This is a genomic window from Serratia sp. NPDC078593, from assembly GCF_050268245.1.
GTDB lineage: Bacteria > Pseudomonadota > Gammaproteobacteria > Enterobacterales > Enterobacteriaceae > JBNNGK01.
This window is the reverse complement of sequence record NZ_JBNNGK010000005.1, coordinates 63,456-88,938: the sequence shown is the minus strand read 5'-3', so window position 1 is coordinate 88,938 and position 25,483 is coordinate 63,456. Positions and strand designations below refer to the sequence as shown.

Below are 25,483 nucleotides of genomic sequence, written 5' to 3'. Positions count from 1 at the left end.
CGTGAAGTATGAAGGGTTATCGTTGATGCCGATGCTTAACGGCCAACGTTGGAACAATAGCGCTGTATATAAAGGAGAAAGCAATGTCGTTTGAATTACCTGCACTACCATACGCGAAAAATGCCCTCGAACCGCACATTTCCCAAGAAACCTTGGAATATCATTATGGTAAGCATCACAACACCTACGTGGTAAACCTGAATAATCTGGTGAAAGGCAGCGAGTTCGAAGGCAAATCGCTAGAAGAGATCATCAAAACCTCTAACGGCGGTGTGTTTAACAATGCCGCACAGGTGTGGAACCACACCTTCTATTGGCATTGCCTGTCACCACAAGGTGGCGGCGAACCGACTGGCGCAGTCGCAGAGGCCATTAACCAATCCTTCGGTTCTTTTACTGCCTTCAAAGACGCATTCACCAAATCAGCGGTGGGCAACTTTGGTGCTGGCTGGACCTGGCTGGTGAAGAAAGCCGACGGCTCATTGGCTATCGTGAACACATCCAATGCCGCCACGCCGCTGACCGGTGAAGACAAACCCTTGCTGACCGTGGACGTTTGGGAGCACGCTTATTACATCGATTACCGTAATGCGCGTCCAAACTACCTGGAAAACTTCTGGGCATTGGTTAACTGGGCATTCGTGACAGAAAACTTGGCGTAACGGCCGTGAGATAAAAGGTGCCGTTCTGTTTAGGAACGGCCCTTCTTTTAGCGAGATCAGTTCAGTGCAGCGGTAAAGCTAAAAACAATAATTAATGCCAGTGCGCACACCGTGGTGAACAAAGACATTTTCAAATCGGTATCCATGAGAAGCTCCTGATCAAATTATTTGGATAAGCATAAAATCCACAACCTTGGTGCGTCAAATCATTTTCCCACAGTTCGCCGATAAAATCTTGTTGTCTATAACTCCTATTAGATCTTCCCCTTTTGCTCAATATGCGACAAAATTCGCAGTTCACTACTGCGTAGCGGTCAATGCGTCCCTCCTGAGTCAAGTGGCTGACAACTTCCACACTAAAAACCAAGTTTTCGTGACTCTAGAGAAGGATCTACGCGGGCAAACGATTAACAACATGCTTACATGCTGCAACATGTGGGTTCAGGAGTCATTCTTTACATGGCAACGATTAAAGATGTGGCCAAACGCGCGGGCGTTTCCACCACCACCGTTTCGCACGTCATCAATAAGACCCGTTTCGTCGCCGAAGAAACTAAAGCGGCCGTTTGGGCTGCCATCAAAGAGTTACACTATTCACCCAGCGCCGTGGCACGTAGCCTGAAGGTTAACCACACTAAATCTATCGGTCTGCTCGCCACGTCCAGTGAAGCGCCCTATTTCGCCGAAGTGATTGAAGCCGTGGAAAACAGCTGCTACAGCAAAGGTTACACACTGATTCTGTGCAACTCCCACAATAATCTCGATAAACAACGCGCTTATCTGGCCATGCTGGCGCAAAAACGTGTCGACGGTCTGCTAGTGATGTGTTCCGAATATCCCGATCAACTGCTCGGGATGCTGGAGGATCACCGCAATATTCCGATGGTCGTCATGGATTGGGGCGCAGCACGCGGCGATTTCACCGACAGCATTATCGATAATGCCTTTGAGGGCGGGTATCTGGCGGGGCGTTACCTGATTGAACGCGGCCATCGCGACATTGGCGCCATTCCCGGCCAACTCTCACGTAATACCGGCGGCGGCCGTCACCAAGGCTTCCTGAAAGCGTTACAAGAGGCCAATATTGACGTTCGCGATGAATGGATCGTCCAAGGTGACTTCGAGCCAGAATCCGGTTACAAGGCGATGCACCAGATTTTGTCACAAAAACACCGCCCCACCGCCGTTTTCTGCGGTGGTGACATTATGGCCATGGGCGCGATCTGCGCCGCTGATGAACTCGGTTTGCGCGTACCACAGGATATTTCGGTGATCGGTTATGACAATGTGCGCAATGCGCGCTATTTCACCCCGGCGCTGACCACTATTCATCAACCCAAAGAGCGCCTCGGCGAGATGGCATTTACCATGTTGCTGGATCGTATTATCAGTAAGCGTGAAGAGTCGCAGGTGATTGAAGTCCACCCTAAGCTGATCGAGCGTCGCTCGGTCGCCGATGGCCCCTTCGTTGATTACCGCCGCTAAGCATTATTGCCGGGGCGCCTTCTCAGGGCGTTCCGGTAGGTTCTCTTCACTCAACCATTCCTGATTCAGCGTGTCACTGTCACCAAGGTAATCCAATAACCAGGCCATCGCCGGTGATTGCGCATTTTGTTGCCATGTCAGGCAACAGGCGCTGGGTGGAAATGGCTCAGGAAGTTGCAGCGATACCAATTCCCCACGCTGAACCTGCGGCAACACACGATGGGCGGGCACCATGCCGACACATAAACCGCTGCACAAGCAATCCACCGCGGACACCCAATCTGGCACCACCAACCGCCGCTGGTTATCCAGTGACCACGTCACGCGTTTTGGCAACGTTCGCGACGTATCCTCCAACACCAATGAGGGATACGGCCGTAGTTGCTCATCATTTAGCGGCCCCGGTAACCCCGCTAACGGGTGATCGGCACTCACGACACACAGCCAGTTCATAAAACCCATATCGCGAAAAGCAAAACCACCACCGGTTGGAACCGCGCGGGTTGCACCAATTGCCATATCTGCCCGGCCATCGATTAACGCATCCCATACGCCGTTAAACACTTCCGGTTGTACCAACAGTTCTACATCTGGAAAATGGCGATAAAAATCCAGTACCAACTGTCGGCTACGCTGCGGCTTAACAATGATATCGACGGCTATCTTTAACTGCCCGCGCCAACCGTTAGCGACCTGCTGACATTGACGCCGCGTGTTGAGCATTTTTTTGATAACATCGCGTGCTTCATGAACAAATAGCGCCCCCGCGGGCGTCAACTCCACATCACGGTGACGGCGCTCAAACAGTGGTACGGCAAGCCATTGCTCCAACTGACGCACGGTATAACTGACCGCAGACGGCACACGATGTAACTCCTGTGCCGCCGCGCTAAAACTGCCGGTGCGCGCAACCGCATCAACAACATCAAGGGAATATTCAGACCACATCGCTTTGCCTTCAATTTTTTTAACAGCACTTTGCAAATATTACCGTTTCACAAGCAGAGATCCAGCCAGATACACTTGCGGCGCTAAAAAAAACCTGCACCAACATAAAATTAATGAGAAAGACCATGCGAAACTTTGGATTTATGTTCTATCTGGCTGGCTTAAGCATGCTCGGCTATCTGGCCACAGACATGTATCTGCCCGCCTTCGGCGTGATGCAGCAAGAACTGCAAATTTCTGCCGGCGCCATCAGCGCCAGCCTTAGCATTTTTCTCGCTGGCTTCGCCTTTGCGCAATTATTGTGGGGGCCACTGTCCGACCGTCTGGGTCGTAAACCGGTTTTATTGATCGGCCTGACGCTGTTCGGCCTCGGCTGTCTTGGCATGATGTGGGCGGATAACGCCGTACAACTGTGGACACTGCGCTTTATTCAAGCCATTGGCGTCTGTTCTGCCGCCGTTAGCTGGCAAGCGATCGTCATCGATCGGTATCGTGAAGGCAGCGCAAACCGCGTATTCGCCACCATTATGCCATTGGTTGCACTGTCACCCGCACTGGCACCGTTGGTTGGCGCATGGCTGTTAAATCATATGGGATGGCGTTCAATTTTCGCCGTTCTGCTGGGTATTACCCTTCTCCTACTGCTGCCAACGCTGCTGCTCAAAGACAGCTCACGGCAGGAAGCCGCGGCACAGGGCAAAAGCGGCATAGGTTTCCTGCAGTTGCTGAAATCACCGGTATTCAGCGGTAATGTGATGGTATTCGCCGCCTGTTCAGCCGGTTTCTTCGCCTGGCTTACCGGATCCCCGTTCATACTTGGCAATATGGGCTACAGCCCAAATGACATCGGCCTGAGTTATGTGCCACAAACATTGGCATTTCTGTTAGGGGGATACGGCTGCCGGACGGCGTTAAATCGGATGAAAGGCAACACGCTGCTGCCTTGGCTGCTAGCCGCGTATGGCATCAGCATGCTGGCATTGTATCTGGTGGCAACACTCACTTCACCAACCCTGACCACCCTGCTGATTCCGTTCTGCTTTATGGCGTTGGTGAACGGGGCCACCTACCCGATTGTGGTGGCGAACGCCTTGACGCCGTTCCCAGAAAGCACCGGTAAAGCAGCCGCGCTGCAAAACACCTTGCAGCTCGGTTTGTGTTTTATCGCCAGCATGCTGGTTTCTGCCTATATTGAACAACCGCTATTGGCGACAACGACGGTGATGGTTTCTACCGTGGTATTGGCCGCGCTGGGTTATCTGATGCAACGAGGTAAAACGGTGACGAATCTTCTGGGGGAACACGCTAACTCAGCGTTATAACCGCAAGTGTTAATCGTCACTTAAAAAATATATTTGCCGAGTGCGTTTTACAGTTGAGTAAGCGCCTCGGCAGGCCTATACTCGAAAACGACCTTCAAAAATAACACAGATAATATCTTTGTATTGCAAGTAACTTTGCGGACGCGTGTGGCGTCACAATTTATTTATTGATGCGTTTGCCCAAGCCCCCTATCACTTGGGCCTCTCAGAATTTCCCTCTGTTCATATCGGATATCAGACACCGCGGTGAAGGTTTCCGTTGGTGTACGTATGTGCCCGCAGAAATTGACTACGCTTTTTCTATCGGGCCATAAGTCAGAAGAAAGGTGATGGAGAAGCTATGAGTTCATCGTGTATAGAAGATCTGAGCATCCAAGACAATCATTGGTATCGTATTGCTCATGAAATGCTCAGCATGGCCGATATTGAAATAAACGGTTCACGTCCTTTTGATATACAGGTTAAAAACCCCGATTTCTTTAAACGTGTATTACAGGAAGGTTCGCTGGGTCTTGGCGAAAGTTATATGGATAGCTGGTGGGAATGCGAACGATTAGACGAATTCTTTCATCGCGTCATCGCAGCAGGTTTAGAGCAAAAACTCCCCCGCCACATTAAAGACACGCTACGCATCGCCGCCGCTCGCCTACTCAACTTACAGTCCCAAAAACGCGCATGGATTGTCGGCAAAGAGCATTATGACCTTGGTAATGACCTCTTTACCCTGATGCTCGATCCCTATATGCAATACTCCTGCGGTTACTGGAAGGACGCCACCACCCTCGAACAGGCACAAGAAGGCAAGTTGCGCCTGATCTGCGAGAAATTGCAATTACAACCCGGCATGCGGCTGCTGGATATCGGCTGTGGTTGGGGGGGATTATCGGCTTTTGCTGCCAAAAATTACGGCGTATCGGTTGTCGGCGTGACCATCTCCGCCGAACAGCAAAAGCTGGCGCAACAGCGCTGTGCCGGGCTGGACGTTGATATCCAACTACAAGACTATCGCGATCTGCATCAGCAGTTTGATCGCATCGTCTCCGTTGGTATGTTTGAACATGTTGGCCCTAAAAATTACCGTACCTACTTTAACGTGGTAAAACGCAATTTGAAACCCGATGGATTATTCTTGTTGCATACCATCGGTTCAAATCGGACAGATATGAATGTTGATCCGTGGATCAACAAATATATCTTCCCGAATGGCTGTTTACCGTCCATCAAGCATATTGCGAAAACCAGTGAAGACCACTTCGTGATGGAGGATTGGCATAACATCGGTGCGGATTACGATCGCACGTTGATGGCATGGTATGAACGCTTTCAACAGGCCTGGCCACAGCTGTCTGCACGTTACTCTGAGCGGTTCGAACGCATGTTCAGTTATTACCTGAACGCTTGTGCTGGTGCATTTCGCGCGCGTGATATTCAATTATGGCAAGTGGTATTTAGCCCGAAAGGCATTCAGGGTGGAATACGCGTACCACGTTAAATCGCCTACAACGTAAAACACCCTGCCGAAGCAGGGTTTCTGACTGCTGACAAAGTCCGTTATTAGGGAAAGCGTGGCTACGGAGTCGTAGTGGCGTAAGCCACCGGAGCGCCCCTAGCTACACTATGCCCGGCTATCTCTGGCCATCAGGCGACTTCGTCATCAAGCTCAAAGCCGGAGCAGAGTGTTTTCTTACCGAACATCGATCAACCGCAATAAACCTGGATGATTTTGTCATCACGGTCCGCCAAAAAATTAAGGCGACTCATGTTAAAATCCATGGTCACGGCAGCATTGTAAGGGATAGCCCGAACCTGACGCGCATCGATTCGCACGCCTTGCAACGACGAGAGAGGTTTGCCGACGTAGTTCTGATATTGCGCCGCGCCGCAGGAATCGCTTGCCGCATCCACCGCGGGTGACGCCGCGTTGTTTTTTGTCGTACTGTTACAGGCAGCCAGTGCCATCAGCGCCGCTAACATCAACGTTTTCTGATAAAACTTCACGTTTTTGCTCCTCTGGTTGTCGATAATAATGAACAGAATGCCCGACTCAAGGCTTTGGTGCTAACTCAGCGGCAACCGCCATCGCCGCTTCACGGCTGGCCAACACACGTTCTACGGTGTCCACCACCGCTTGTGTTTGCGGATCGATTTCAATGTTGACCTTATCGCCTAGGCGTTTTTTACCTAGCGTGGTACGTTCTAGCGTTTCCGGGATCAAATGTACGCAAAAACGGTTATTCACTACCTCACCAATGGTCAAGCTAATGCCGTCAATACCAATGAAGCCTTTATGCAAAACGTATTTCATCAGTTCTGCGGTCGGCATACGTAACCATACCTGGCGGTTATTTTCGGAGGTATAAATTTTGGCAATTTCCGCAGTACACACAATATGGCCAGACATCAGATGCCCGCCGATTTCGTCATTGAACTTGGCTGCGCGTTCAACGTTCACTTTATCACCGACGGTAAGATCACTGAGATTGGTCAAACGCAACGTTTCTTTGATCAAATCAAAACTCACGTGATTACCGTTGATGGCGGTGACGGTTAAGCAACAGCCGTTATGCGCCACCGAGGCGCCCAGTTCTAACCCAGGCAATAAGTGTTCTGGCAATTCAATGACGTGAGTACGAAAGTTAGGTTTTTCTTCAACAGCAACCAGCGGCGCGGTGCCTTGTACGATACCGGTAAACATGTGTGCCTCTTTAAAATAGATGTAAAGCGCTTATGCGCCAGTTTGCCCCAGATAGCCGGAGAAATCCAAACCTGCAACGACAAAAAATGCGCATCGGCGCATTTATCCGCGATTTAATCGCGGCATTTGCTAATGCGACATGAGCAGGTACAATTGTTTTGAAAAAATTCCGCTATTTTTAATTGTTGTCATTGATCGACAACCCTCCTCAATCGCTAAATAATCAAAAAGGTGTATGCGTGCAGAAGTACTTTATTGAAGCGCGTAGTTTATTGGCTCTTGCTATCCCGGTAATTATCGCGCAAATATCCCAAACGGCGATGGGTGTGGTAGATACCATTATGGCAGGTGCTTTCAGCGCCACGGATATGGCCGCCGTTGCGGTCGGCACGTCAATTTGGCTACCCGCCATTCTCTTCGGCCACGGCCTGCTGTTATCGTTAACCCCTGTTATCGCCCAGCTCAACGGGGCAGGCCGACGCGATCGCATTGCGCATCAGGTGCGTCAGGGTTTCTGGCTGGCTTCCGGTGTCTCGGTGCTCATCATGGTGGTGCTGTATAACAGCAAATATCTACTCAATATGATGCACAATATTGATCCCCAACTGGCGGAGAAAGCCGTCGGTTATTTGCATGCCATTATGTGGGGCGCGCCGGGTTATCTCTTCTTCCAAGTGCTGCGAAATCAGTGCGAAGGTCTGTCTAAAACCAAACCGGGCATGGTGATCGGATTTATTGGTTTACTGGTTAATATTCCGATTAACTATGTTTTTATCTATGGAAAGCTCGGTATGCCCGCATTGGGCGGCGTAGGCTGTGGTGTCGCGACCGCCAGCGTGTACTGGATCATGTTCCTGTTAATGCGTTGGTACGCAACCCGTGCGCCGTCACAGCGTGATATTAAACTGACAGACAATGCTTCAACACCGGATTGGGCTGCCTTGAAGCGCTTGATCGCCATCGGCATGCCGGTCGCATTGGCGCTATTTTTTGAAGTCACGCTGTTCGCCGTGGTGGCGCTGTTGGTATCGCCACTCGGTATCGTCGCCGTTGCGGGTCACCAGATCGCATTAAACTTCAGTTCTCTTATGTTCGTCATCCCACTTTCGTTAGGCGTTGGTGCGACGATTCGAGTCGGCCACCGCTTGGGCGAAGGCGACGTAGATGCGGCGCGCGTATCCGCCTACTCGGCGATTTTCGTCGGTATCGCTATGGCCAGTTGCACCGCACTGTTTACTGTCGCCCTACGCGAACCGATCGCCCTGCTGTATAACGACAACCCGGCAGTGGTGATGATGGCCTCACATTTGATGCTCTTAGCCGCTATTTATCAGATCTCTGACTCCATTCAGGTGATCGGCAGCGGAATTTTACGCGGCTATAAAGATACGCGGTCAATTTTCTTCATCACCTTTGTTGCCTATTGGGTGTTGGGATTGCCAAGCGGCTATCTGCTGGCGCTGACCGACGTTTTCGTGCCCGCAATGGGCCCGAGCGGATTCTGGATTGGTTTCATTATTGGCCTGACTTTTGCGGCAATTATGATGCTCTGGCGCATGCGCTGGCTGCAACGCCAACCTCCTGCGTTGATCATGCAGCGTTCGACGCGTTAAACGGAGTTTTACCGGCTGCCAACGTCAGCCGGTAGCAACACTCGGCGATTGCAGAAAAAACCACCTCTCTGCACATAAGCGCAGCAGTCGGGTGAAATAGCAGATAATTTTGCGCTTTTCCCCTTGCCAGCACGCAGGTAGCTCGCTAATATTCGTCCCCGCTGTCAGCCATGACAGACAGGAAAAGATGCGTCCGTAGCTCAGTTGGTTAGAGCACCACCTTGACATGGTGGGGGTCGGTGGTTCGAGTCCACTCGGACGCACCAAATTCCTAAAGCAGTTCAGTGCGTCCGTAGCTCAGTTGGTTAGAGCACCACCTTGACATGGTGGGGGTCGGTGGTTCGAGTCCACTCGGACGCACCAAATTTCAAAAGCAGCTCAGTGCGTCCGTAGCTCAGTTGGTTAGAGCACCACCTTGACATGGTGGGGGTCGGTGGTTCGAGTCCACTCGGACGCACCAAATCTTGCTGCCCCACTCATCTATTGGTTCCTGCCACAGCTGACTGTTTTTCATACCCTGCCCGGCGTAGCCTCACTCCTCATCGCCTTTGTATTCGCGCGGTGCGATCGGCTATCATACGTGCCAACAGGTTATAAGGATCGGCTTTATGTTGAAATTTATTGCGGCGACGCCGTTTACATCTTTGGACAATGGCCTCGCCCGTCGTGAAGGTAAGATGAGTGACGGTACTGCCGCTGCAGAAGTGCGTTTTGATGCCGGCACCTTCGGCCAACTGCAAAAACATGCTCACGCACTGCAAACCCACGTTATTTCTGGTGAGTTTGAGTTTACCGTCGGCAGTGAAATCTTCGTGGCGCTGGCGGGTGAAAGCGTCACCATTCCCGCCCAGGTAGCCAGTGGCTGCTTCTGCCTTGCGGCCGGTATGCTGCGGGAAATTACCCTCGCAGATGCATGCTAAACGCGGTATTTTCATCGTGTGCGTATTTGCGCAACAAACGCCTACTCCAAGTTTGCATTTGCGCCACATTTATTGCTGTTTTGACTAAACTGGCGTTACGCATCGGTTTTTTATTTTGTTTCCGGCTGCGAAGGCTTTATAATGCGCAACGTCTTACAGTTGAATGGTTTCAGCCCTTGATCTGCGAAAACGCAATAACAACAATCTCTTTTCCCATCACTTTTCGCACTATCCCTGCACGGCGGTGTGGTCTGAATTTTTCCACCCTATTTCATCTGTGGTCACCTATTCTTAACTATGTTTTGCAACGTCAGGTTCAACTCAAATTCTTAACTGGTGGCGCGTACACCGGTTTTAATCGTTTTCTTATCCATCACAACTTGTAGAAAAAAACGTCATGAAAAAGACCAAAATTGTTTGTACTATCGGGCCAAAAACCGAATCGGAAGAAATGCTGACCAACCTGCTAAACGCAGGTATGAACGTCATGCGCCTGAACTTCTCTCACGGTGATTACGAAGAACACGGTAACCGCATCAAAAACATGCGTGCGGTAATGGCTAAAACCGGTAAAACCGCCGGTATTCTGCTAGACACCAAAGGTCCTGAAATCCGCACCATGAAACTGGAAGGCGGAAAAGACGCCTCGCTGGTTGCGGGTCAGACCTTCACTTTCACCACCGATCAAAGCGTTATCGGCAACAATGAACGTGTGGCAGTGACTTACGCGGGTTTTGCCGCTGACCTGAAAATTGGCAACACCGTGCTGGTTGACGATGGCTTGATCGGCATGGAAGTGACCAAAGTGACTGAAAACGAAGTCATTTGTAAAGTACTGAATAACGGCGACCTGGGTGAAAACAAAGGCGTTAACCTGCCAGGCGTTTCTATTCAACTGCCGGCCTTGGCCGAAAAAGACAAACGTGACCTGATCTTCGGCTGCGAACAAGGCGTGGACTTCGTAGCGGCTTCCTTTATCCGTAAACGCTCTGATGTGTTGGAAATTCGCGAGCATTTAAAAGCGCACGGCGGCGAACAAATTCAGATCATCTCTAAAATCGAAAACCAGGAAGGCCTTAACAATTTCGACGAGATTCTCGAGGCGTCTGACGGCATCATGGTTGCGCGTGGCGATCTGGGCGTTGAGATCCCGGTTGAAGAAGTCATCTTCGCGCAGAAGATGATGATCGAAAAATGTAATCGCGCGCGTAAAGTGGTTATCACCGCCACGCAAATGCTAGATTCAATGATCAAAAACCCGCGCCCTACCCGCGCTGAAGCCGGTGACGTGGCAAACGCCATTCTGGACGGCACCGACGCCGTCATGCTGTCCGGTGAAAGCGCCAAGGGGAAATATCCTCTCGAAGCCGTCACCATTATGGCAACCATCTGCGAACGCACTGACCGCGTGATGCCAAGCCGTATCGATAGCCTCAACGACAACCGCAAGCTGCGCATCACTGAAGCCGTTTGCCGTGGCGCTGTTGAAACCGCTGAGAAATTGGCTGCCCCACTGATCGTAGTAGCAACCAGCGGGGGTAAATCCGCCAAGTCCGTGCGTAAATACTTCCCGGACGCTAACATTCTGGCTTTGACCACCAACGAGGTCACCGCCCGTCAACTTATCTTAAGCAAAGGCGTGATCACACAGATGGTCAAAGAAATCGCCTCTACCGACGACTTCTATCGCATCGGTAAAGAAGCGGCGCTGGCGAGCGGTTTAGCTCAAAAAGGCGACGTGGTTGTGATGGTTTCCGGCGCTCTGGTGCCAAGTGGCACTACCAATACCGCATCTGTTCACGTACTGTAATTAAAAAGTGACAGAATTTTAGTTTTAAAAACGCCGCTAAGCGGCGTTTTTTTTCATCTGTAGTAAACCTTTTTCTCAAAAATACCATTATGATCTGCTCGTATTAGCCAGATAAAAAATCGGATCCGTCCGATGGAACCCGGCTGTTTTACCTCGTTTTTTTTAACTATTGTGTAAAACAAGATGTAAGTTTGAGCGAACGGTCAAAATAAAGCTCCCCAATACAAAAAAATTATTCTCTTTCGAAAAAAGTTTGTGTAATACTTGTAACGCTACATGGAGATTAACTCAATCTAGAGGGTGTTATAATGAATCGTACTAAACTGGTACTGGGCGCGGTAATTCTGGGTTCTACTCTGCTGGCAGGCTGCTCAAGCAATGCTAAAATCGATCAACTGTCTTCTGACGTTCAGACTCTGAACGCTAAAGTTGATCAGCTGAGCAACGACGTGAACGCAATCCGTTCTGACGTTCAAGCAGCTAAAGACGACGCAGCACGTGCTAACCAGCGTCTGGACAACCAAGCTCACGCTTACAAAAAGTAAGTTAGCTTAGGTAATTGAAAACGGCGCACACTGTGCGCCGTTTTTTTTACTGCTGATTCTAGTTATTTCCCTTTCTGTTTTGCCCATCAGCACTCAATCCCTGCCTGCACCAAATACCAGGCGGGGATTGACAGCGCCTACGTTAGTTTATGCGGGTAACAGGCGCAGCCTTGGGTTTATCACCACCAAATAACTGTATCGATGGTAAAGCGACGTCGGCAGGGTTCTGCCCGACGCTGACCAGTACCGGCATACCTGAACGGCGCACCATGGCGCTATCAAACTCTGCTTTATCTGTTTCTGCCGCATTGAGGAAGGCTTTCTGTTCTTTGGACAAATGAATCGGCATTGTCTGCGGATCATCACTTTCCACTTTTGACAGCGGCTGATGGACCTCCACATAGCGTTTACCGTCCGGCTCCGCGGAGACCTTCACCGGCTCATTGATGATTTGCACGCGTGTTCCTTTCGGCACCTTACTAAACAACGCTTCGATATCATTCGGCCGCAAACGAATACAGCCGGAGCTGACGCGCATACCGATGCCAAAATTAGCGTTAGTGCCGTGGATCAGGTACTCACCGCGCCCCATCGCCAAGCGCATAGCAAACAGCCCCATTGGGTTTTCCGGGCCGGCTGGCACCACGCCGGGCAGCGTTACGCCCTGCGCAGCATAACGCTTGCGAATGTTAGCGGTGGGCGTCCATGTCGGGTTAGGAATCTTTTGGCTGACTGAGGTAACCTTAAGTGGGGTGTTCATTCCGGTTTGACCAATCCCGATCGGATAAACGATCACTTTCTTCTCATCTTTCGGATAGTAGTAGAGACGTAATTCAGCCAGATTGACCACGATGCCTTCGCGCGGCGTATTAGGCAGTAGCATCTGGGTTGGAATCGTCAATACCGAGCCGGGCTTCGGCAGATAAGGATCGGTGCCCGGATTCGCTTCTAACATCCCCAGCAAACCAATTTGAAACTCGGCAGCTATCGCCTCCAGTGAACGGCCATCATTCGGTACGGTATACGTGATGTTTTCGCCAATAAGACGGCTGTCAGCCGGTGGCAGCGGGTATTCCGTCGCGCTAGCGGTTTGCATACCTGTTAGCACGGTGGCGAATAATACGCCCATTAAACTCAACGCACGTTTCATGCTCTTCCCTTTTTTTGAACGGGTGGGCCACAAGGCTATCTGGCAGTAGTTAGCAGGTAAATCAGACAAAGACCAGTTTAATACTAGCAACGCACGATATAAAGGCAATAAGTCACCGAAAAATCAAGGTGTTATAACGCCATTAGCCGCAACCGTTGCCTGTACCCTCTCGTTCATTAAGCTACTGATATGCCGATAATTTAGCCAAAAACCAACGCGAGACGTGATGGACATTGGCTCATTAGCCTGTAGGTGCTCGCCATCAGTCTCAATTGGCGGTGAGCTCCGTTGTTAAACCAGATTTTGCGCCTTATGACGGATAGCACGCACCATCGCTTCCAACCCTTGCGAACGCGAAGGTGTTAGGTGCCGGTTGAGCGCCAGCTCAGTAAAGAACGGCCGCACATCAAGCTCAACGATTTGTTGTGGGGTGAGATCACGGTAAACAATAAACACCACCGCCAACAGCCCTTTGACAATTGCCGCATCACTGTCACCGTAAAACTCCACCCGTCCTTGGGGATTCAGGCGCATCACTATCCATACCTGGCTTTGACAGCCGGAAATCAAGTTATTCACCTGACGATCGGCATCGTCAAGGTGGGGTAGACGCCCCCCTAATTCGATCACATATAGGTATTTCTCTTCCCAGTTCAGGCAGCGTGAAAAATTGCGCACCAGTTTGTCTTTTTCCGGCAAATTCGCCATGCGTCATCCTATAAAATTTCCCGTTGCCGAGCCTTAGCCCAACAGTTTGTGGATCCGTTGCAAACCTGCTACTAATCGATCGATTTCTTCGCGGGTCGTGTACAACGCGAGCGATGCGCGGCACATGCTGGGCACCTGATAGAACGCCATCAACGGCATAGCACAATGATGGCCGGTGCGAATGGCAATGCCATACTGGTCGAGGAAGCTGCCTACATCGTAGGCGTGATGTGAGCCAAGATTGAAAGCAATCACCCCTGAACGCACCGCCGGGCCGTAAATTTTTAACTGCGGCACCTGTTGCAACGCATCTAATGCATAATCCATCAACGCTTGTTCATAAGCGTGAATCCGATCAAGTCCCAATGCTGAGACATACTCCAGTGCCGCCCCCAATCCCATAATACCGGCCGTATTGGGTGATCCCGCTTCAAAACGCCACGGCGGTTCAGCAAAAGTGGTACCGCTGGACAAGCTCACCTGCTGAATCATTGCGCCTCCGCCTTCCCACGGCGGCATCTGCTGCAACAATGCCTGCTTGCCATACAGCACACCAATACCCGAAGGGCCATACAGCTTATGGGCGGAGAACAGATAAAAATCGCAGTCCAGCGCCTGTACATCCACGCGCTGATGCATCACGGCTTGTGCACCATCCACCAGCACTTTTACCCCAGCAGCGTGCGCCAGAGCGATAATTTCCCCCAGCGGATTAACCGTGCCTAACACATTGGATATCTGCGTCAGCGCCAACAATTTGGTCGATGAATCGATCAGCTCCGGCAATTGCGCTTTATCCAGCGTACCGTCGGCCTGCAATGGCCAAACGCGTAACGTCACGTCGTGTGCTTGCGCCAACATTTGCCATGGCACAATGTTAGCGTGGTGCTCCATCTCAGTGATAATAATACTGTCACCTGGCTGCAATAGATGGCGGCCATAACTGTTCGCCACCAGATTGATGCCTTCAGTGGTGCCTTTAACAAAGACGATCTCTTCCGCCGACGCTGCATTGAGAAAACGCGCCACTTGCGCACGCACGGCCTCCATTTGCTGTGTCGCTTCGCTGCTCAGCGCATGGATACCGCGATGTACCGCCGCGTAATCGTGACGATAGAATGCCATCTCACGATCAATCACCGCGTTGGGTTTCTGCGCACTGGCTGCACTGTCGAGGTAAGCCAGCGGTTGCCCGTTAATTTCACGCGCCAACAGCGGAAAATCCGCACGAACCCGTTCAATCGGAAAACTCATGCGGCCTCCCTTGGCAGACGCTGTGCGATACGCGCTAATACTCGCTCGCGAACCACGGTGTTTTTAATGCCTTCGGTGAGTTCGGCGGCAAAGGCAAACATGATCATCTGTTGCGCATCGTGCTTGCTAATACCGCGTGACTGCAGATAAAAAATTTGCTCCTGATCGATTCGTCCGACGGTGGCACCATGGCTACATTTGACATCATCAGCGTAGATTTCTAACTGCGGTTTAGTATCCACCTCCGCTACCTTACCCAACAGCAGATTGTGGTTGGTCATCTGACCGTCCGTTTTGATGGCATGTTTGGCAACCTTGATCATGCCGTTAAATACTGCTCTGGCGCGGTCGCTGACCACCGTTTTATGCAGTTGCCGGCTTTCGCAATAGCCTTTGTTATGTTCAAGATAGGTGCGGGTATCACACACATCTTTGCCTACCGGCAACACCAGGCTGTTAATCACCAGATTGCTGCCCTCACCATTCAGTTGCGCACTGGTGTTATGCCGCATCAGCCCGGCGCCGAGCAGGAAGCTATCGCTCTCGACTCGCGCATCTCGCCCCAGCACTAAATCGTTATGCGCAAAGTGATAACTCGACGGGCTCTCAAACGCCAGTTTAGTGTGGTGTAACTCGGCGTTGTCGCTGACGTTGGCGGTCAGACGCGCGCCGGTGAAATGCCTACTGTCATCCAAGCTGACGTAATGTTCAATCACCTCTGCCCGCGCACCGCGCGCGATGTTCAAATGGTGCCGATGATGCACCGTGTTCACTTCACCCGCTGCGCCACGGCCACTGTTGATGTGTAATAGATACAAGGGACGCGAGCTGGTTTTATCGGCCGATAAGCAGATTAAGCTGGTTTCTTGCGCCAGACTTTCGGTTAAATGCAGGAAAACCTCAGGCTGAATGGCCTCCGGTAAGCGATGCATCGCCCCGTCGGCCACGATCGCCAACTGATAGTCACCCAGATCGCGATCGCTCAATTCAGCACGGTAACGACCATCGACGAATACGACACGATAAGCCTCGATGTCTAACGCCAGCGCTTTACACTGGTCGGCGCTAACGTCAATGCGTGACGGTACAAAAAACTGCTGTTCCAGCAACCCTTCCAGCGGCGTGTACTTCCAGTTTTCATGCTTACGCGTTGGCCAGCCTAAGCGCAACGCCTGTTGCCAATGCGTCAGGGCATGCGCATCGTGTTCGCCCCCCCGCGCGGCAAACAAACGGTAAAATTGTTGCATCATAGGTGAGTGATTATTGGTCGGAAAGCCAGCCATAGCCCTGCTCCTCCAACTGCTTAACCAGCGAAAAATCTCCGGATTTAACGATGCGCCCCTGAGAAAGGACATGTACGTAGTCCGGTTTGATGTAATCCAGAATACGTTGGTAATGGGTCACAATAATAAAGGCGCGCTTGCCATCTCGCAGTGAGTTAACACCATTGGCAACGGTCTTGAGCGCGTCAATGTCCAAACCCGAGTCGGTTTCATCCAGAATGCACAAATCCGGCTCCAACGCCGCCATCTGCAAAATGTCATTACGCTTCTTCTCACCGCCGGAGAAGCCCACGTTAACCGAACGCGTCAACAAATCAGCCGGCATAGTGAGCAATGCGATTTTTTCTTCGATAAAGTCGGCAAAATCGAAGCGGTCTAATGGTTCCTGACCACGGTATTTACGTACGGCATTCACCGAAGTTTGCAGGAAAAAGTGATTGCTCACGCCGGGGATCTCCACCGGATATTGGAACGCCAAAAACACCCCTTCACCGGCGCGATCTTGTGGATCCAGCTCCAGCAGATTTTTGCCTTTGAAGATCACCTCACCGGCAGTGACCTCATACTCTTCGCGTCCAGCCAGGGTCGCAGACAAGGTACTTTTACCTGAGCCATTCGGCCCCATGATGGCGTGAACCTCTCCCGGTTTGATGTCGAGACTCAGTCCTTTCAGGATCTCATTGCCTTCCGCGCTGACTTTTAACTCTTTGATACTTAACATGCTGTGTCCTCTGGTCGCGTTTACACGCCAAAACGTTAACCGACGCTGTGTTCCAGGCTGATAGCGAGGAGTTTTTGCGCCTCTACCGCGAACTCGAGCGGCAATTCGGAAAAAACGTCCTTACAAAAACCGTTGACGATCATTGAGATAGCGTCATCTTCGCTGATGCCTCGTTGCAGGCAGTAAAACAATTGGTCATCACCAATTTTCGACGTGGTGGCTTCGTGTTCCAATTGCGCACTGTTATTGCGCGCCTCAATGTAGGGAAAGGTGTGCGCACCGCTGTCCGGGCCAATCAGCATGGAATCGCACTGGGTAAAATTACGTGCGTTTTCCGCCCCGGGAAGGATCTTGACCAGTCCGCGATAGGTATTTTCGCTGTGCCCGGCAGAGATACCTTTGGCAATGATGGTGGATTTGGTGTTCTTACCGATATGAATCATTTTGGTGCCGGTATCAGCCTGCTGATGGCCGCTGGTGAGCGCGACCGAGAAGAACTCACCGATCGAGTTATCACCTTGCAAGATCACACTGGGGTATTTCCAGGTGATGGCTGAGCCAGTTTCAGACTGAGTCCACGACATCTTGGAATTCGCCCCTTCACACAGTGCGCGTTTAGTGACAAAGTTGAGAATACCGCCTTTGCTTTCACCGCCGGAAAACCAGTTCTGTACCGTTGAATATTTCACTTCGGCATCTTTATGCAAAATGACTTCCACCACCGCCGCATGTAACTGATAGCTGTCACGCACCGGTGCCGAGCATCCTTCGATATAACTGACATAGCTGCCTTCATCAGCGATCAAAATGGTACGTTCAAATTGACCCGTTTTTGCCGCATTAATACGGAAATAGGTCGACAATTCCATTGGGCAACGCACACCTTTCGGCACGTAGACGAAAGTCCCGTCAGAAGCCACCGCCGCATTCAGCGCGGCAAAAAAGTTATCGTTGGACGGCACCACTCGGCCAAGGTACTGGCGTACCAATTCGGGATAGTCTTGAATCGCTTCACTGAACGAGCAAAAAATCACCCCGCTTTCGGCTAATTTTTCGCGGTAGGTGGTGGCGACAGAGACAGAATCAAAAATGGCATCGACCGCGACTTCGCTGCCCTCACGGACCGGAACGCCCAATTGGTTGAAAGCCAGCTCGACTTCACTGGTCAAATAGCTGTTTTCCGCTATCGTGGCGCCCGCTTGCTGTTCTGCACCCGGTTGAGAACCACAGGCGTCGTCGCAACTGCCACAGGAAGGAGCCGAATAATAACTGTAATCCTGATAGTTCAACTTGTCGTAGTGCGCCTTTAACCAATGTGGCTCTTCCATTTCTAACCACGCACGGTAGGCTTCCAGGCGAAACTCAAGCATCCAATCCGGCTCTTTGCGCTTGGCTGAGATTGCCCGGACCACCTCTTCATTGATGCCGGTGGCTAACTCATCGGTGGCCAACTGGGTAAAGAAACCTTCCTTGTAACGATCCTCACTGACCCAAGCCTGTACATCGTTAGGAACTTCTACGTTGCTTCGTGTCATGTTGATTACATCGCTCAAACGCCAAAGCTTTCACCACACCCGCAGGCGTGTTGAGCTTTAGGGTTGTTAAATTTGAATATCTGATTCAGCCCTTCACGGACAAAATCGACCGTGGTGCCATCGATAAACGGCATCGCTTTCAGTGGGACATAGAGTTTGGCGCCGTCACGTTCGAACAGCAGATCGTCATTGGCGGGTTGATGGGTCAGATCGAGTACGTAGGCAAAGCCGGCGCAGCCAGACTGCTTAACCCCCAACTGCAAGCCTTTAACCTGCGGATCCTGCTGCATGAGCTTAATGATCTGTTGCACCGCGCTATCGCTGAGTGAAATACCTTGCCAGACTTGCTCTTCTAGCGAGAACGTACCGACATGTTCTGTTTTCATCTGCCCTACCTCACCTTTGTCTGCGCCCGGCCAATTCAGGCTTACGCGCACATGTTAGTGATAATGATTATCACTTCAACCGTTTATTTTACGAGGGTATCGTCCTCTGCCCCCTTTTTTCCGCTTGGGCTAGCGGCAATGGCACAGAATATTCACGCTGCAAAACACTGAACACCTCAAGAACAACTCCATATCCCTTTGATAAAAATTTATTTATTTATTTTCACCGTCGCCTAATCGATGAGCGTGAAAATGTTATCAGTGCAAAGAATACCGCCATTTTAAACATTCATAGAAAATACCTATTTCTGCATATTGTCTGGGTGAAACATGCGTTCAAGGGGCGTTACCGTTAAACGCAAACGGCTAAAGCGCATCACCATTGCTTAAAGTTTAGTCGTTACACCGTAATGCAGGGCCATAAGACGTGCGGAAAGCCAAAAAGCGCTCGATAATTTGAACCGGATGAATCAGCCAGCCAACCGACGGGGTTTCACCCCCGTGAGCGACTGCTGGCAACGGGAAACATGCCGCTCACTTGGCAATGCGGGGTACGTTCAGACATGAAAATATCGTGTGCTACTATCACGGTGCCAATAATCTCAGATGCTTATCCTTATACGCCGCCCCTAACGACGCAGTCGTTTACCACCTCGCCCTACGCGTGAAAAAAATATCCATACAGTGATTGATCGCGAGCCAATCGGCAAATATGATAATGATTATCATTTAATGTTTGGGTTATTGACGATGAGCATTTCAATCAATGCGTGGCTGTTAGCCAAGATCGATGAGTACAAGTTCGCAATTCGTGACGCAACGGTGGACTTTTTCATGGCAGAAGCCGCGCTGAGACGGCAGGAATGCAATATCGATCATCTGAAACGCTATAACAGCGTTAGCCTGAGCATGGCAAACCTGTGTCTGGAAAATGGCGATGATGAAAGCTATTTACATGCGCTGAGCAAGCTGCATAACCGATTGATTATTGAGATTAATAATCCACAACGGTGCCAGCTATTTCGGGTACAAAGCTATCATTTCGCCCGTCATACTCTGACGCTGATTTGTCAAAAATATTCAATGGAGGGAATATGGGAAAAAGCCAATGCTTTTCAACAGGATTTTGTTAAGCGCGTTCCATTTCAATTGTAATCCCCAGCGGGCCATGACGCCCGCTGGGGCTGGCGTTACTCAATCACTGCCGTGGTCAAGCGCGAAATACAACATAGCTTGTCACGTGCATCAAAAATCTCAATCTGCCAGACTTGATTGCGACGCCCTGCATGCAGCGCCCGGCATACACCACGCACTTGGCCTTCAAATACCGCACGCAAATGGTTGGCATTGATCTCGACACCCACCACTTTTTGTTCACCTTCGGTACACAAGTACCCCGCCATCGACCCCATCGATTCAGCCAGCACCACCGAAGCACCACCGTGCAACAGGCCAAATGGTTGAGTCGTACGAGAGTCTACCGGCATGGTGGCTTCCAGGTAGTCTTCACCCAACTGGGTAAATTCAATACCGATATGGCTCACCATACAGCCTTCACCGGAACGGTTAAGTTGTTCTAGCGTCGTTTGTCGTTTCCACAGCTTCACGCAATTATCTCCAGCAGTGCCTGTAATGGATGCCGCACACCGTTACCTTCGACACGTTTCACCTGGCTGCGGCAGGAGTAGCCGGTCGCCAGACAACGTTGCCGCGGCAACCGTTGCAGCGCCTGATGCCATGATAACGCATAAATACCGAGAGAATTTTGTAGGTTTTTGCTTTCGTGGCCATACGTGCCCGCCATACCACAGCACCCGACGCTGACCGTTTCCAGTTTAGCGCCAAAACGGGCGAAAATGGCCGCCCATTGTTGGTTGCTGGCCGGCAGCGCAGTGGTTTCTGTACAATGACCAAACAAGTACCAGGCTTCGCCCGTCGCAGGCAATGTATCGCGCTCGGCCAACTGCGGTTGTAACCATTCATGCACCAATTGCACCTGAAAGTTCCCGCGCGACTCGCCCAAAATTTCGTTGTATTCATCGCGATAACACAGCACTAATGCGGGATCGACCCCGACCAGTGGCATTCCTAACTTCGCCACGCGGTTGAGGAAGTCGGCCGTCTTGCGCGCCGTTTTTGCAAATCGCGTCAGGAAACCTTTTACATGCTGCGCCTTACCGTTCGGCGAGAATGGCAATAACACCGGGCGATAGCCGAGTTTTTCCACCAGCTTAACGAAATCCGCCACCACTTGGGCATCGTAATAGCTGGTAAACGGATCCTGCACAATGAGCACCGTACGTTCACGATCGGCAGGCGCTAGCGCTTCCAATTGCTCAAGCGTCAGCGTGGCAGCCCGATGCCCAGACAACTGCTGGCGCAGAGTCGGGCTCGACAGCATGGGTAAATCGACCATCCCAATCGTATTGCGGCTTAACTCACGCACCCACGGCTGCTTGAAGAAGAAGTTAAACACCGTCGGCGCTTTCGCCATCAACGGTGTGTAACTTTCAACGCTCGCCACCATGTAATCCCGCGCAGGGCGCAAATAGCGCGTGTGATACAACTGAAGAAAGCGCGAACGAAAACCCGGTACATCAATCTTGATCGGGCATTGGGTAGAGCAGGCTTTACAGGCCAAGCAGCCCGACATCGCCGCTTTCACCTCATGTGAGAAATCATATTCACCTTTCGAGGCATACCAACTGTTCCGGGTTTTTTCGATCAACGTGCGGAAACTGAGCCGCTGCTCAGGCAGTTTTTTCTCCAGCACCAGCGGATCAACCCCCTGCTCGCTGAGTAAGCGTAACCATTCTCGCACCAGCGCCGCACGCCCCTTTGGCGAATGAATGCGGCTGCCGGTGATCTTCATCGACGGGCACATCGGGCTACGCACATCAAAGTTAAAACACAGGCCATTGCCGTTACAGTCCATTGCACCGCGGAATGAACGGCGAACATCGATGGGAATACGCCGATCCAACGTGCCACGCTTGGCCGCGTCCACCTGCATCATCGGTGCATCATGGCCTATTGGCGGGCAAATTTTGCCCGGATTGAGCCGGTTATCGGGATCGAACGCCGCCTTGATGCGCCGGAGCTCGTCAAACAACGCTTCACCAAAGAATGCGGGGCTATATTCCGCGCGAAAACCTTTGCCATGTTCGCCCCACAGTAACCCGCCGTATTTAGCCGTGAGCGCCACCACGCGATCGGAAATCTGCTTCATCAGCATTTCTTGCTGTGGATCGCACATGTCGAGTGCCGGACGAACGTGCAGTACGCCCGCATCGACGTGGCCAAACATGCCATAGCTTAGGTTGTGGCTGTCAAGCAACTGGCGGAACTCGGCAATGTAGTCCGCCAAATGCTGCGGCGGCACACAGGTATCCTCAGCGAAAGGAATAGGCTTAGCCTGCCCTTTGGCATTCCCCAACAATCCCACCGCTTTTTTACGCATGTTATAGATACGTTCGATACCGAGGAGATCGCCGCAAACCTGATAGCCAATCACACCCGCTTGCTTTTCAGCCATCAGCGCATCCAGCCGTTCACACAGACTGGTTAATTGCTGTTCGATCAGCGGTTCATCATCACCGGCGAATTCGACGATATTCAACCCCAACATCTCTTTATCCGGCACGTTGGTGATTAATTCGCTGACCGAATGCCAGACGATGTCTTCACGCGCCAAATTAAGCACTTTGGAATCGATCGTTTCCACCGACAACGCCTTGGCTTCCACCATAAACGGCGCATTGCGTAACGCCGAATCAAAAGAGTCGTATTTCACATTCACCAAGCGCCGAACCTTCGGTAACGGCGTAATATTCAGCCGCGCTTCGGTGATCAACGCCAATGTCCCTTCCGCACCGGTCAAAATACGTGTCAGATCGAAGGTTTGCAGATCGTCACTGAACACATGACGTAAATCGTAACCCGTAAGAAAGCGGTTTAATTTAGGGAATTTTTCTAAGATCAGATCGCGTTGCGCCAAACAGCGGCTTAATACGGTCTGATAAATGCGTCCTTCGGCCGTATCTTCACGAGCAATCGTTTCCGCTAGCTGCGTAGGCATGGCACGCGTGTCAATCATCTCGCCCCCCAGCAAGACCGCCCGCAATCCTAAAACGTGGTCGGAGGTTTTGCCATACACCAGCGATCCCTGCCCGGAGGCATCGGTATTGATCATCCCACCAAGCGTAGCGCGGTTACTGGTCGATAATTCAGGGGAAAAGAAATAGCCGAACGGTTTAAGGTATTGGTTAAGCTGATCTTTGATCACCCCCGCCTCAACCCGAACCCAACCCTGCTCAAGGTTAATATCAAGAATACGGTTCATGTGACGTGACATATCTACCACAATGCCACGATTGAGCGCCTGCCCGTTAGTGCCCGTACCGCCACCCCGCGGACTGAACGTCAGCGTATTAAAACGCGCTTCGCCAGCCAAGCGAGCGAGCAACGCTACATCGGCGGTGGAACGCGGAAATACCACCGCATCAGGCAATAATTGATAGATGCTATTGTCCGTCGCCATCGTCAACCGGTCGGCATAACTGGTGGCAATATCACCGTTGAATCCGTTTTGTGTTAACGCGTCCAAAAAGTCGAGCACCCGTTGAACGAGTCCGGGCGCCTGAGAAATCTGTGGGATCATTGCTTTTTTTGAGCCTGTCTGTCTAATTTGAATGCTTGACCGAGCCTAAGGCCGGGCCCACCCTGCTTCTGATTATCGTTAAAAACTAACATACTTCTCAGCGCCAGATAACCAATTAATCACTCGGGAATTCGCCGCCTCACCCCCAAGCGAGTACGCTCAAAAGCTCGCCCCTGCCACAGCAAATTGCGCGCCGCACTGTGAAATCCCGCGAAAATGCATCATGATTAGGCTGAACAAAGGATTTTATTTAATAGGATGAGACCCCTTCCATGACACCTGCGCAACCACGATATGATTTGCCAAGACTTATTTTTGGCGTGATGTTCATTGCCATAATGATCGTCGCCTGCTTTTGGGTGGTTCAGCCGTTTATACTCGGCTTCGCCTGGGCCAGCATGGTGGTTATTGCCACTTGGCCACTATTAATCAAATTACAAAATTTGTTATGGGGTCGGCGCTCACTGGCTGTACTGGTGATGACACTGATTCTGATCCTGCTATTCGTCTTACCCATCGCCCTGTTAGTTAACAGCGTGGTAGATAACAGTGCCCCTCTCGTTGCCTGGGCCAGTTCACCAGGCAAAGTGCATATTCCCGATCTCGCCTGGTTACACGCAATCCCGATGATTGGCGACAATATATACAACAGTTATCACACGTTGATTAACAGCGGTGGCGGCACATTGGTCGCCAAAGTACAGCCCTATTTTGGTAAAACAGCAACCTGGTTTGCCGCACAGGCTGCCCATGTTGGACGCTTTCTGATGCACTGTTCGCTGATGGTGTTATTCAGCGTATTGCTGTACGCGCGAGGCGAACAGGTTGCGATGGGCATTCGGCACTTTGCAATACGTCTAGGTGCCGAACGTGGCGATGCTGCGGTGGTGCTGGGCGGCCAGGCGATCCGCGCGGTAGCGTTAGGCGTGGTAGTCACTGCGCTGGTGCAATCGGTGCTCGGTGCCCTAGGCTTGGCGCTAGCAGGCATTCCAGCCGCAACCCTGTTAGCGGTGCTCATGTTTATCTTTTGTGTGGCGCAATTAGGGCCACTGCCGGTATTAATCCCCGCAATTATCTGGCTTTACTGGAGTGGCGATACCACCTGGGGCACTGTGCTACTGGTATGGAGTTGTGTTGTCGGTACGCTAGACAATATTCTGCGGCCGGTGCTGATTCGCATGGGGGCTGACTTGCCCATGATCCTGATTCTTTCCGGGGTAATTGGTGGTCTGTTGGCCTTCGGCATGATTGGGTTGTTTATTGGCCCGGTGGTTTTGGCCGTTTCATACCGTTTGCTCACCGCTTGGATGAACGAAGCGCCGGAACCTACCCTCACGCTAAAAGAGGTCGCTCACGATTTAGAAGAGCGGTAATTGTGACACGCCTGCCCGCAAATAGGGCAGGCGTATGCACATAATTAACCGCCTAGCGAAGCTAATAAAACGCGTATCCAGTCCAATGATAAATTATTGGAATAAAAATACAGTTGCCAGATAAATATATGCCGAAGTTACGCACTCCGCGACTGATTGAACGATAATTAAGTGATTAATTACCCTAATTATTAGGAGGAATCTTAATGACTGCGGCGCGCCAAGTGCCTAATCTTATTGCTATTAATTGCATTATTGAAACAACCTTTCCAAAAATGTAATGCCATACATATGTATTGCTGTGTGTAGTCTTTGCCCGTCTCCTATGATGGGCTTTTTTTTGCCCATTACTTACTCATTTCAAGATTGAAGATGATTACGGCTCTCTTTATATAAAAGGCCGCAGTAACATT

At 51.1% G+C, this 25,483-nt stretch carries 23 protein-coding genes, 3 tRNA genes and 1 other RNA gene; 14 read left to right on the top strand and 13 right to left on the bottom strand.

The features are described from left to right. Positions 1–83: 83 nt before the first annotated feature. The gene (sodB, locus tag ACQKDS_RS07730) at positions 84–662 is read left to right on the top strand and encodes a superoxide dismutase [Fe] (protein WP_399668472.1); all 579 of its coding nucleotides are present in this window, start codon (positions 84–86) and stop codon (positions 660–662) included. A gap of 56 nt (positions 663–718) precedes the next feature. Here sodB and ACQKDS_RS07725 read toward each other — a convergent pair whose 3' ends face one another. Next, positions 719–808, bottom strand: a complete 90-nt coding sequence (locus ACQKDS_RS07725; protein ID WP_399668475.1) for a YnhF family membrane protein — start codon at positions 806–808, stop codon at positions 719–721. A 313-nt stretch (positions 809–1,121) separates the two neighbouring features. Between ACQKDS_RS07725 and purR the strand changes: the two genes are divergently transcribed. Beyond that, positions 1,122–2,147: an HTH-type transcriptional repressor PurR gene (purR, locus tag ACQKDS_RS07720; protein WP_399668478.1), complete on the top strand. Its 1,026-nt coding sequence runs from the start codon at positions 1,122–1,124 to the stop codon at positions 2,145–2,147. 3 nt (positions 2,148–2,150) lie between these two features. Here the strand turns inward: purR and punR are convergent, their stop codons facing one another. Beyond that, positions 2,151–3,095, bottom strand: a complete 945-nt coding sequence (gene punR, locus ACQKDS_RS07715) for a DNA-binding transcriptional activator PunR (protein ID WP_399668481.1) — start codon at positions 3,093–3,095, stop codon at positions 2,151–2,153. A gap of 125 nt (positions 3,096–3,220) precedes the next feature. On the opposite strand from punR, the gene punC reads away from it, so the two are divergent. Together punC and cfa are read left to right on the top strand one after the other, a co-directional pair. Further along, complete coding sequence (punC, locus tag ACQKDS_RS07710) at positions 3,221–4,417, top strand: purine nucleoside transporter PunC (RefSeq protein WP_399668484.1); 1,197 nt, start codon at positions 3,221–3,223, stop codon at positions 4,415–4,417. A gap of 340 nt (positions 4,418–4,757) precedes the next feature. Beyond that, positions 4,758–5,909, top strand: a complete 1,152-nt coding sequence (gene cfa / locus ACQKDS_RS07705; RefSeq protein WP_399668487.1) for a cyclopropane fatty acyl phospholipid synthase — start codon at positions 4,758–4,760, stop codon at positions 5,907–5,909. 206 nt (positions 5,910–6,115) lie between these two features. On the opposite strand, the gene ACQKDS_RS07700 is transcribed toward cfa, so the two are convergent. Together ACQKDS_RS07700 and ACQKDS_RS07695 are read right to left on the bottom strand one after the other, a co-directional pair. After that, a complete protein-coding gene (locus ACQKDS_RS07700; protein ID WP_399668490.1) occupies positions 6,116–6,415 on the bottom strand; it encodes an I78 family peptidase inhibitor in 300 nt (99 codons plus the stop codon). A 46-nt stretch (positions 6,416–6,461) separates the two neighbouring features. Next, positions 6,462–7,112, bottom strand: coding sequence for a riboflavin synthase subunit alpha (locus ACQKDS_RS07695; protein WP_399668493.1), 651 nt, complete (start codon positions 7,110–7,112; stop codon positions 6,462–6,464). Between the two features lie 239 nt (positions 7,113–7,351). Between ACQKDS_RS07695 and ACQKDS_RS07690 the strand changes: the two genes are divergently transcribed. From ACQKDS_RS07690 to ACQKDS_RS07660, 7 genes are all read left to right on the top strand, one after another. Further along, positions 7,352–8,725, top strand: coding sequence for an MATE family efflux transporter (locus ACQKDS_RS07690; RefSeq protein WP_399668495.1), 1,374 nt, complete (start codon positions 7,352–7,354; stop codon positions 8,723–8,725). A gap of 189 nt (positions 8,726–8,914) precedes the next feature. Next, positions 8,915–8,991, top strand: a tRNA-Val gene (locus tag ACQKDS_RS07685). Positions 8,992–9,011: 20 nt separating this feature from the next. Continuing rightward, positions 9,012–9,088, top strand: a tRNA-Val gene (locus ACQKDS_RS07680). A gap of 20 nt (positions 9,089–9,108) precedes the next feature. Next, a tRNA-Val gene (locus ACQKDS_RS07675) sits at positions 9,109–9,185 on the top strand. Positions 9,186–9,333: 148 nt separating this feature from the next. Further along, positions 9,334–9,645: a cupin gene (locus ACQKDS_RS07670; RefSeq protein ID WP_399668498.1), complete on the top strand. Its 312-nt coding sequence runs from the start codon at positions 9,334–9,336 to the stop codon at positions 9,643–9,645. A 397-nt stretch (positions 9,646–10,042) separates the two neighbouring features. Next, positions 10,043–11,455: a pyruvate kinase PykF gene (gene pykF, locus ACQKDS_RS07665; protein ID WP_399668501.1), complete on the top strand. Its 1,413-nt coding sequence runs from the start codon at positions 10,043–10,045 to the stop codon at positions 11,453–11,455. 308 nt (positions 11,456–11,763) lie between these two features. Further along, positions 11,764–12,000, top strand: coding sequence for a major outer membrane lipoprotein (locus ACQKDS_RS07660; protein WP_004943717.1), 237 nt, complete (start codon positions 11,764–11,766; stop codon positions 11,998–12,000). A 142-nt stretch (positions 12,001–12,142) separates the two neighbouring features. Here the strand turns inward: ACQKDS_RS07660 and ACQKDS_RS07655 are convergent, their stop codons facing one another. The 7 genes from ACQKDS_RS07655 to sufA all read right to left on the bottom strand — a co-directional run bounded on the left by ACQKDS_RS07655 (position 12,143) and on the right by sufA (position 19,037). Then, positions 12,143–13,150, bottom strand: a complete 1,008-nt coding sequence (locus ACQKDS_RS07655) for a L,D-transpeptidase family protein (protein WP_399668504.1) — start codon at positions 13,148–13,150, stop codon at positions 12,143–12,145. Positions 13,151–13,441: 291 nt separating this feature from the next. Then, entirely contained in the window at positions 13,442–13,858 is a 417-nt protein-coding gene (gene sufE / locus ACQKDS_RS07650; RefSeq protein ID WP_399668507.1) for a cysteine desulfuration protein SufE, read from the bottom strand. A 33-nt stretch (positions 13,859–13,891) separates the two neighbouring features. After that, on the bottom strand, positions 13,892–15,112 hold the full coding sequence (gene sufS, locus ACQKDS_RS07645) for a cysteine desulfurase SufS (RefSeq protein ID WP_399668510.1): 1,221 nt from the start codon (positions 15,110–15,112) through the stop codon (positions 13,892–13,894). Further along, complete coding sequence (gene sufD / locus ACQKDS_RS07640) at positions 15,109–16,395, bottom strand: Fe-S cluster assembly protein SufD (RefSeq protein ID WP_399668513.1); 1,287 nt, start codon at positions 16,393–16,395, stop codon at positions 15,109–15,111. The genes sufS and sufD overlap by 4 nt, the downstream gene beginning before the upstream one ends. After that, positions 16,373–17,116, bottom strand: a complete 744-nt coding sequence (gene sufC / locus ACQKDS_RS07635; protein ID WP_399668516.1) for a Fe-S cluster assembly ATPase SufC — start codon at positions 17,114–17,116, stop codon at positions 16,373–16,375. Before sufC ends, sufD begins: the two co-directional genes overlap by 23 nt. 35 nt (positions 17,117–17,151) lie before the next feature. Beyond that, the gene (gene sufB, locus ACQKDS_RS07630) at positions 17,152–18,651 is read right to left on the bottom strand and encodes a Fe-S cluster assembly protein SufB (RefSeq protein ID WP_399668518.1); all 1,500 of its coding nucleotides are present in this window, start codon (positions 18,649–18,651) and stop codon (positions 17,152–17,154) included. A 14-nt stretch (positions 18,652–18,665) separates the two neighbouring features. Then, positions 18,666–19,037 (bottom strand): Fe-S cluster assembly scaffold SufA, encoded by a 372-nt coding sequence (gene sufA / locus ACQKDS_RS07625; protein WP_399668521.1) that lies wholly within the window; start codon positions 19,035–19,037, stop codon positions 18,666–18,668. 750 nt (positions 19,038–19,787) lie between these two features. Here sufA and ACQKDS_RS07620 point away from each other — a divergent pair. Next, positions 19,788–20,192: a hypothetical protein gene (locus ACQKDS_RS07620; RefSeq protein ID WP_399668524.1), complete on the top strand. Its 405-nt coding sequence runs from the start codon at positions 19,788–19,790 to the stop codon at positions 20,190–20,192. Between the two features lie 35 nt (positions 20,193–20,227). Here the strand turns inward: ACQKDS_RS07620 and ACQKDS_RS07615 are convergent, their stop codons facing one another. Together ACQKDS_RS07615 and ydiJ are read right to left on the bottom strand one after the other, a co-directional pair. Continuing rightward, entirely contained in the window at positions 20,228–20,644 is a 417-nt protein-coding gene (locus ACQKDS_RS07615; protein ID WP_399668527.1) for a hotdog fold thioesterase, read from the bottom strand. Further along, a complete protein-coding gene (gene ydiJ, locus ACQKDS_RS07610; RefSeq protein WP_399668530.1) occupies positions 20,641–23,697 on the bottom strand; it encodes a D-2-hydroxyglutarate dehydrogenase YdiJ in 3,057 nt (1,018 codons plus the stop codon). Before ydiJ ends, ACQKDS_RS07615 begins: the two co-directional genes overlap by 4 nt. A gap of 272 nt (positions 23,698–23,969) precedes the next feature. Between ydiJ and ydiK the strand changes: the two genes are divergently transcribed. Beyond that, positions 23,970–25,070, top strand: coding sequence for an AI-2E family transporter YdiK (ydiK, locus tag ACQKDS_RS07605; RefSeq protein WP_399668533.1), 1,101 nt, complete (start codon positions 23,970–23,972; stop codon positions 25,068–25,070). Between the two features lie 236 nt (positions 25,071–25,306). Beyond that, positions 25,307–25,414: antisense sRNA RprA (gene rprA, locus ACQKDS_RS07600), an RNA gene on the top strand. Positions 25,415–25,483: the final 69 nt, after the last annotated feature.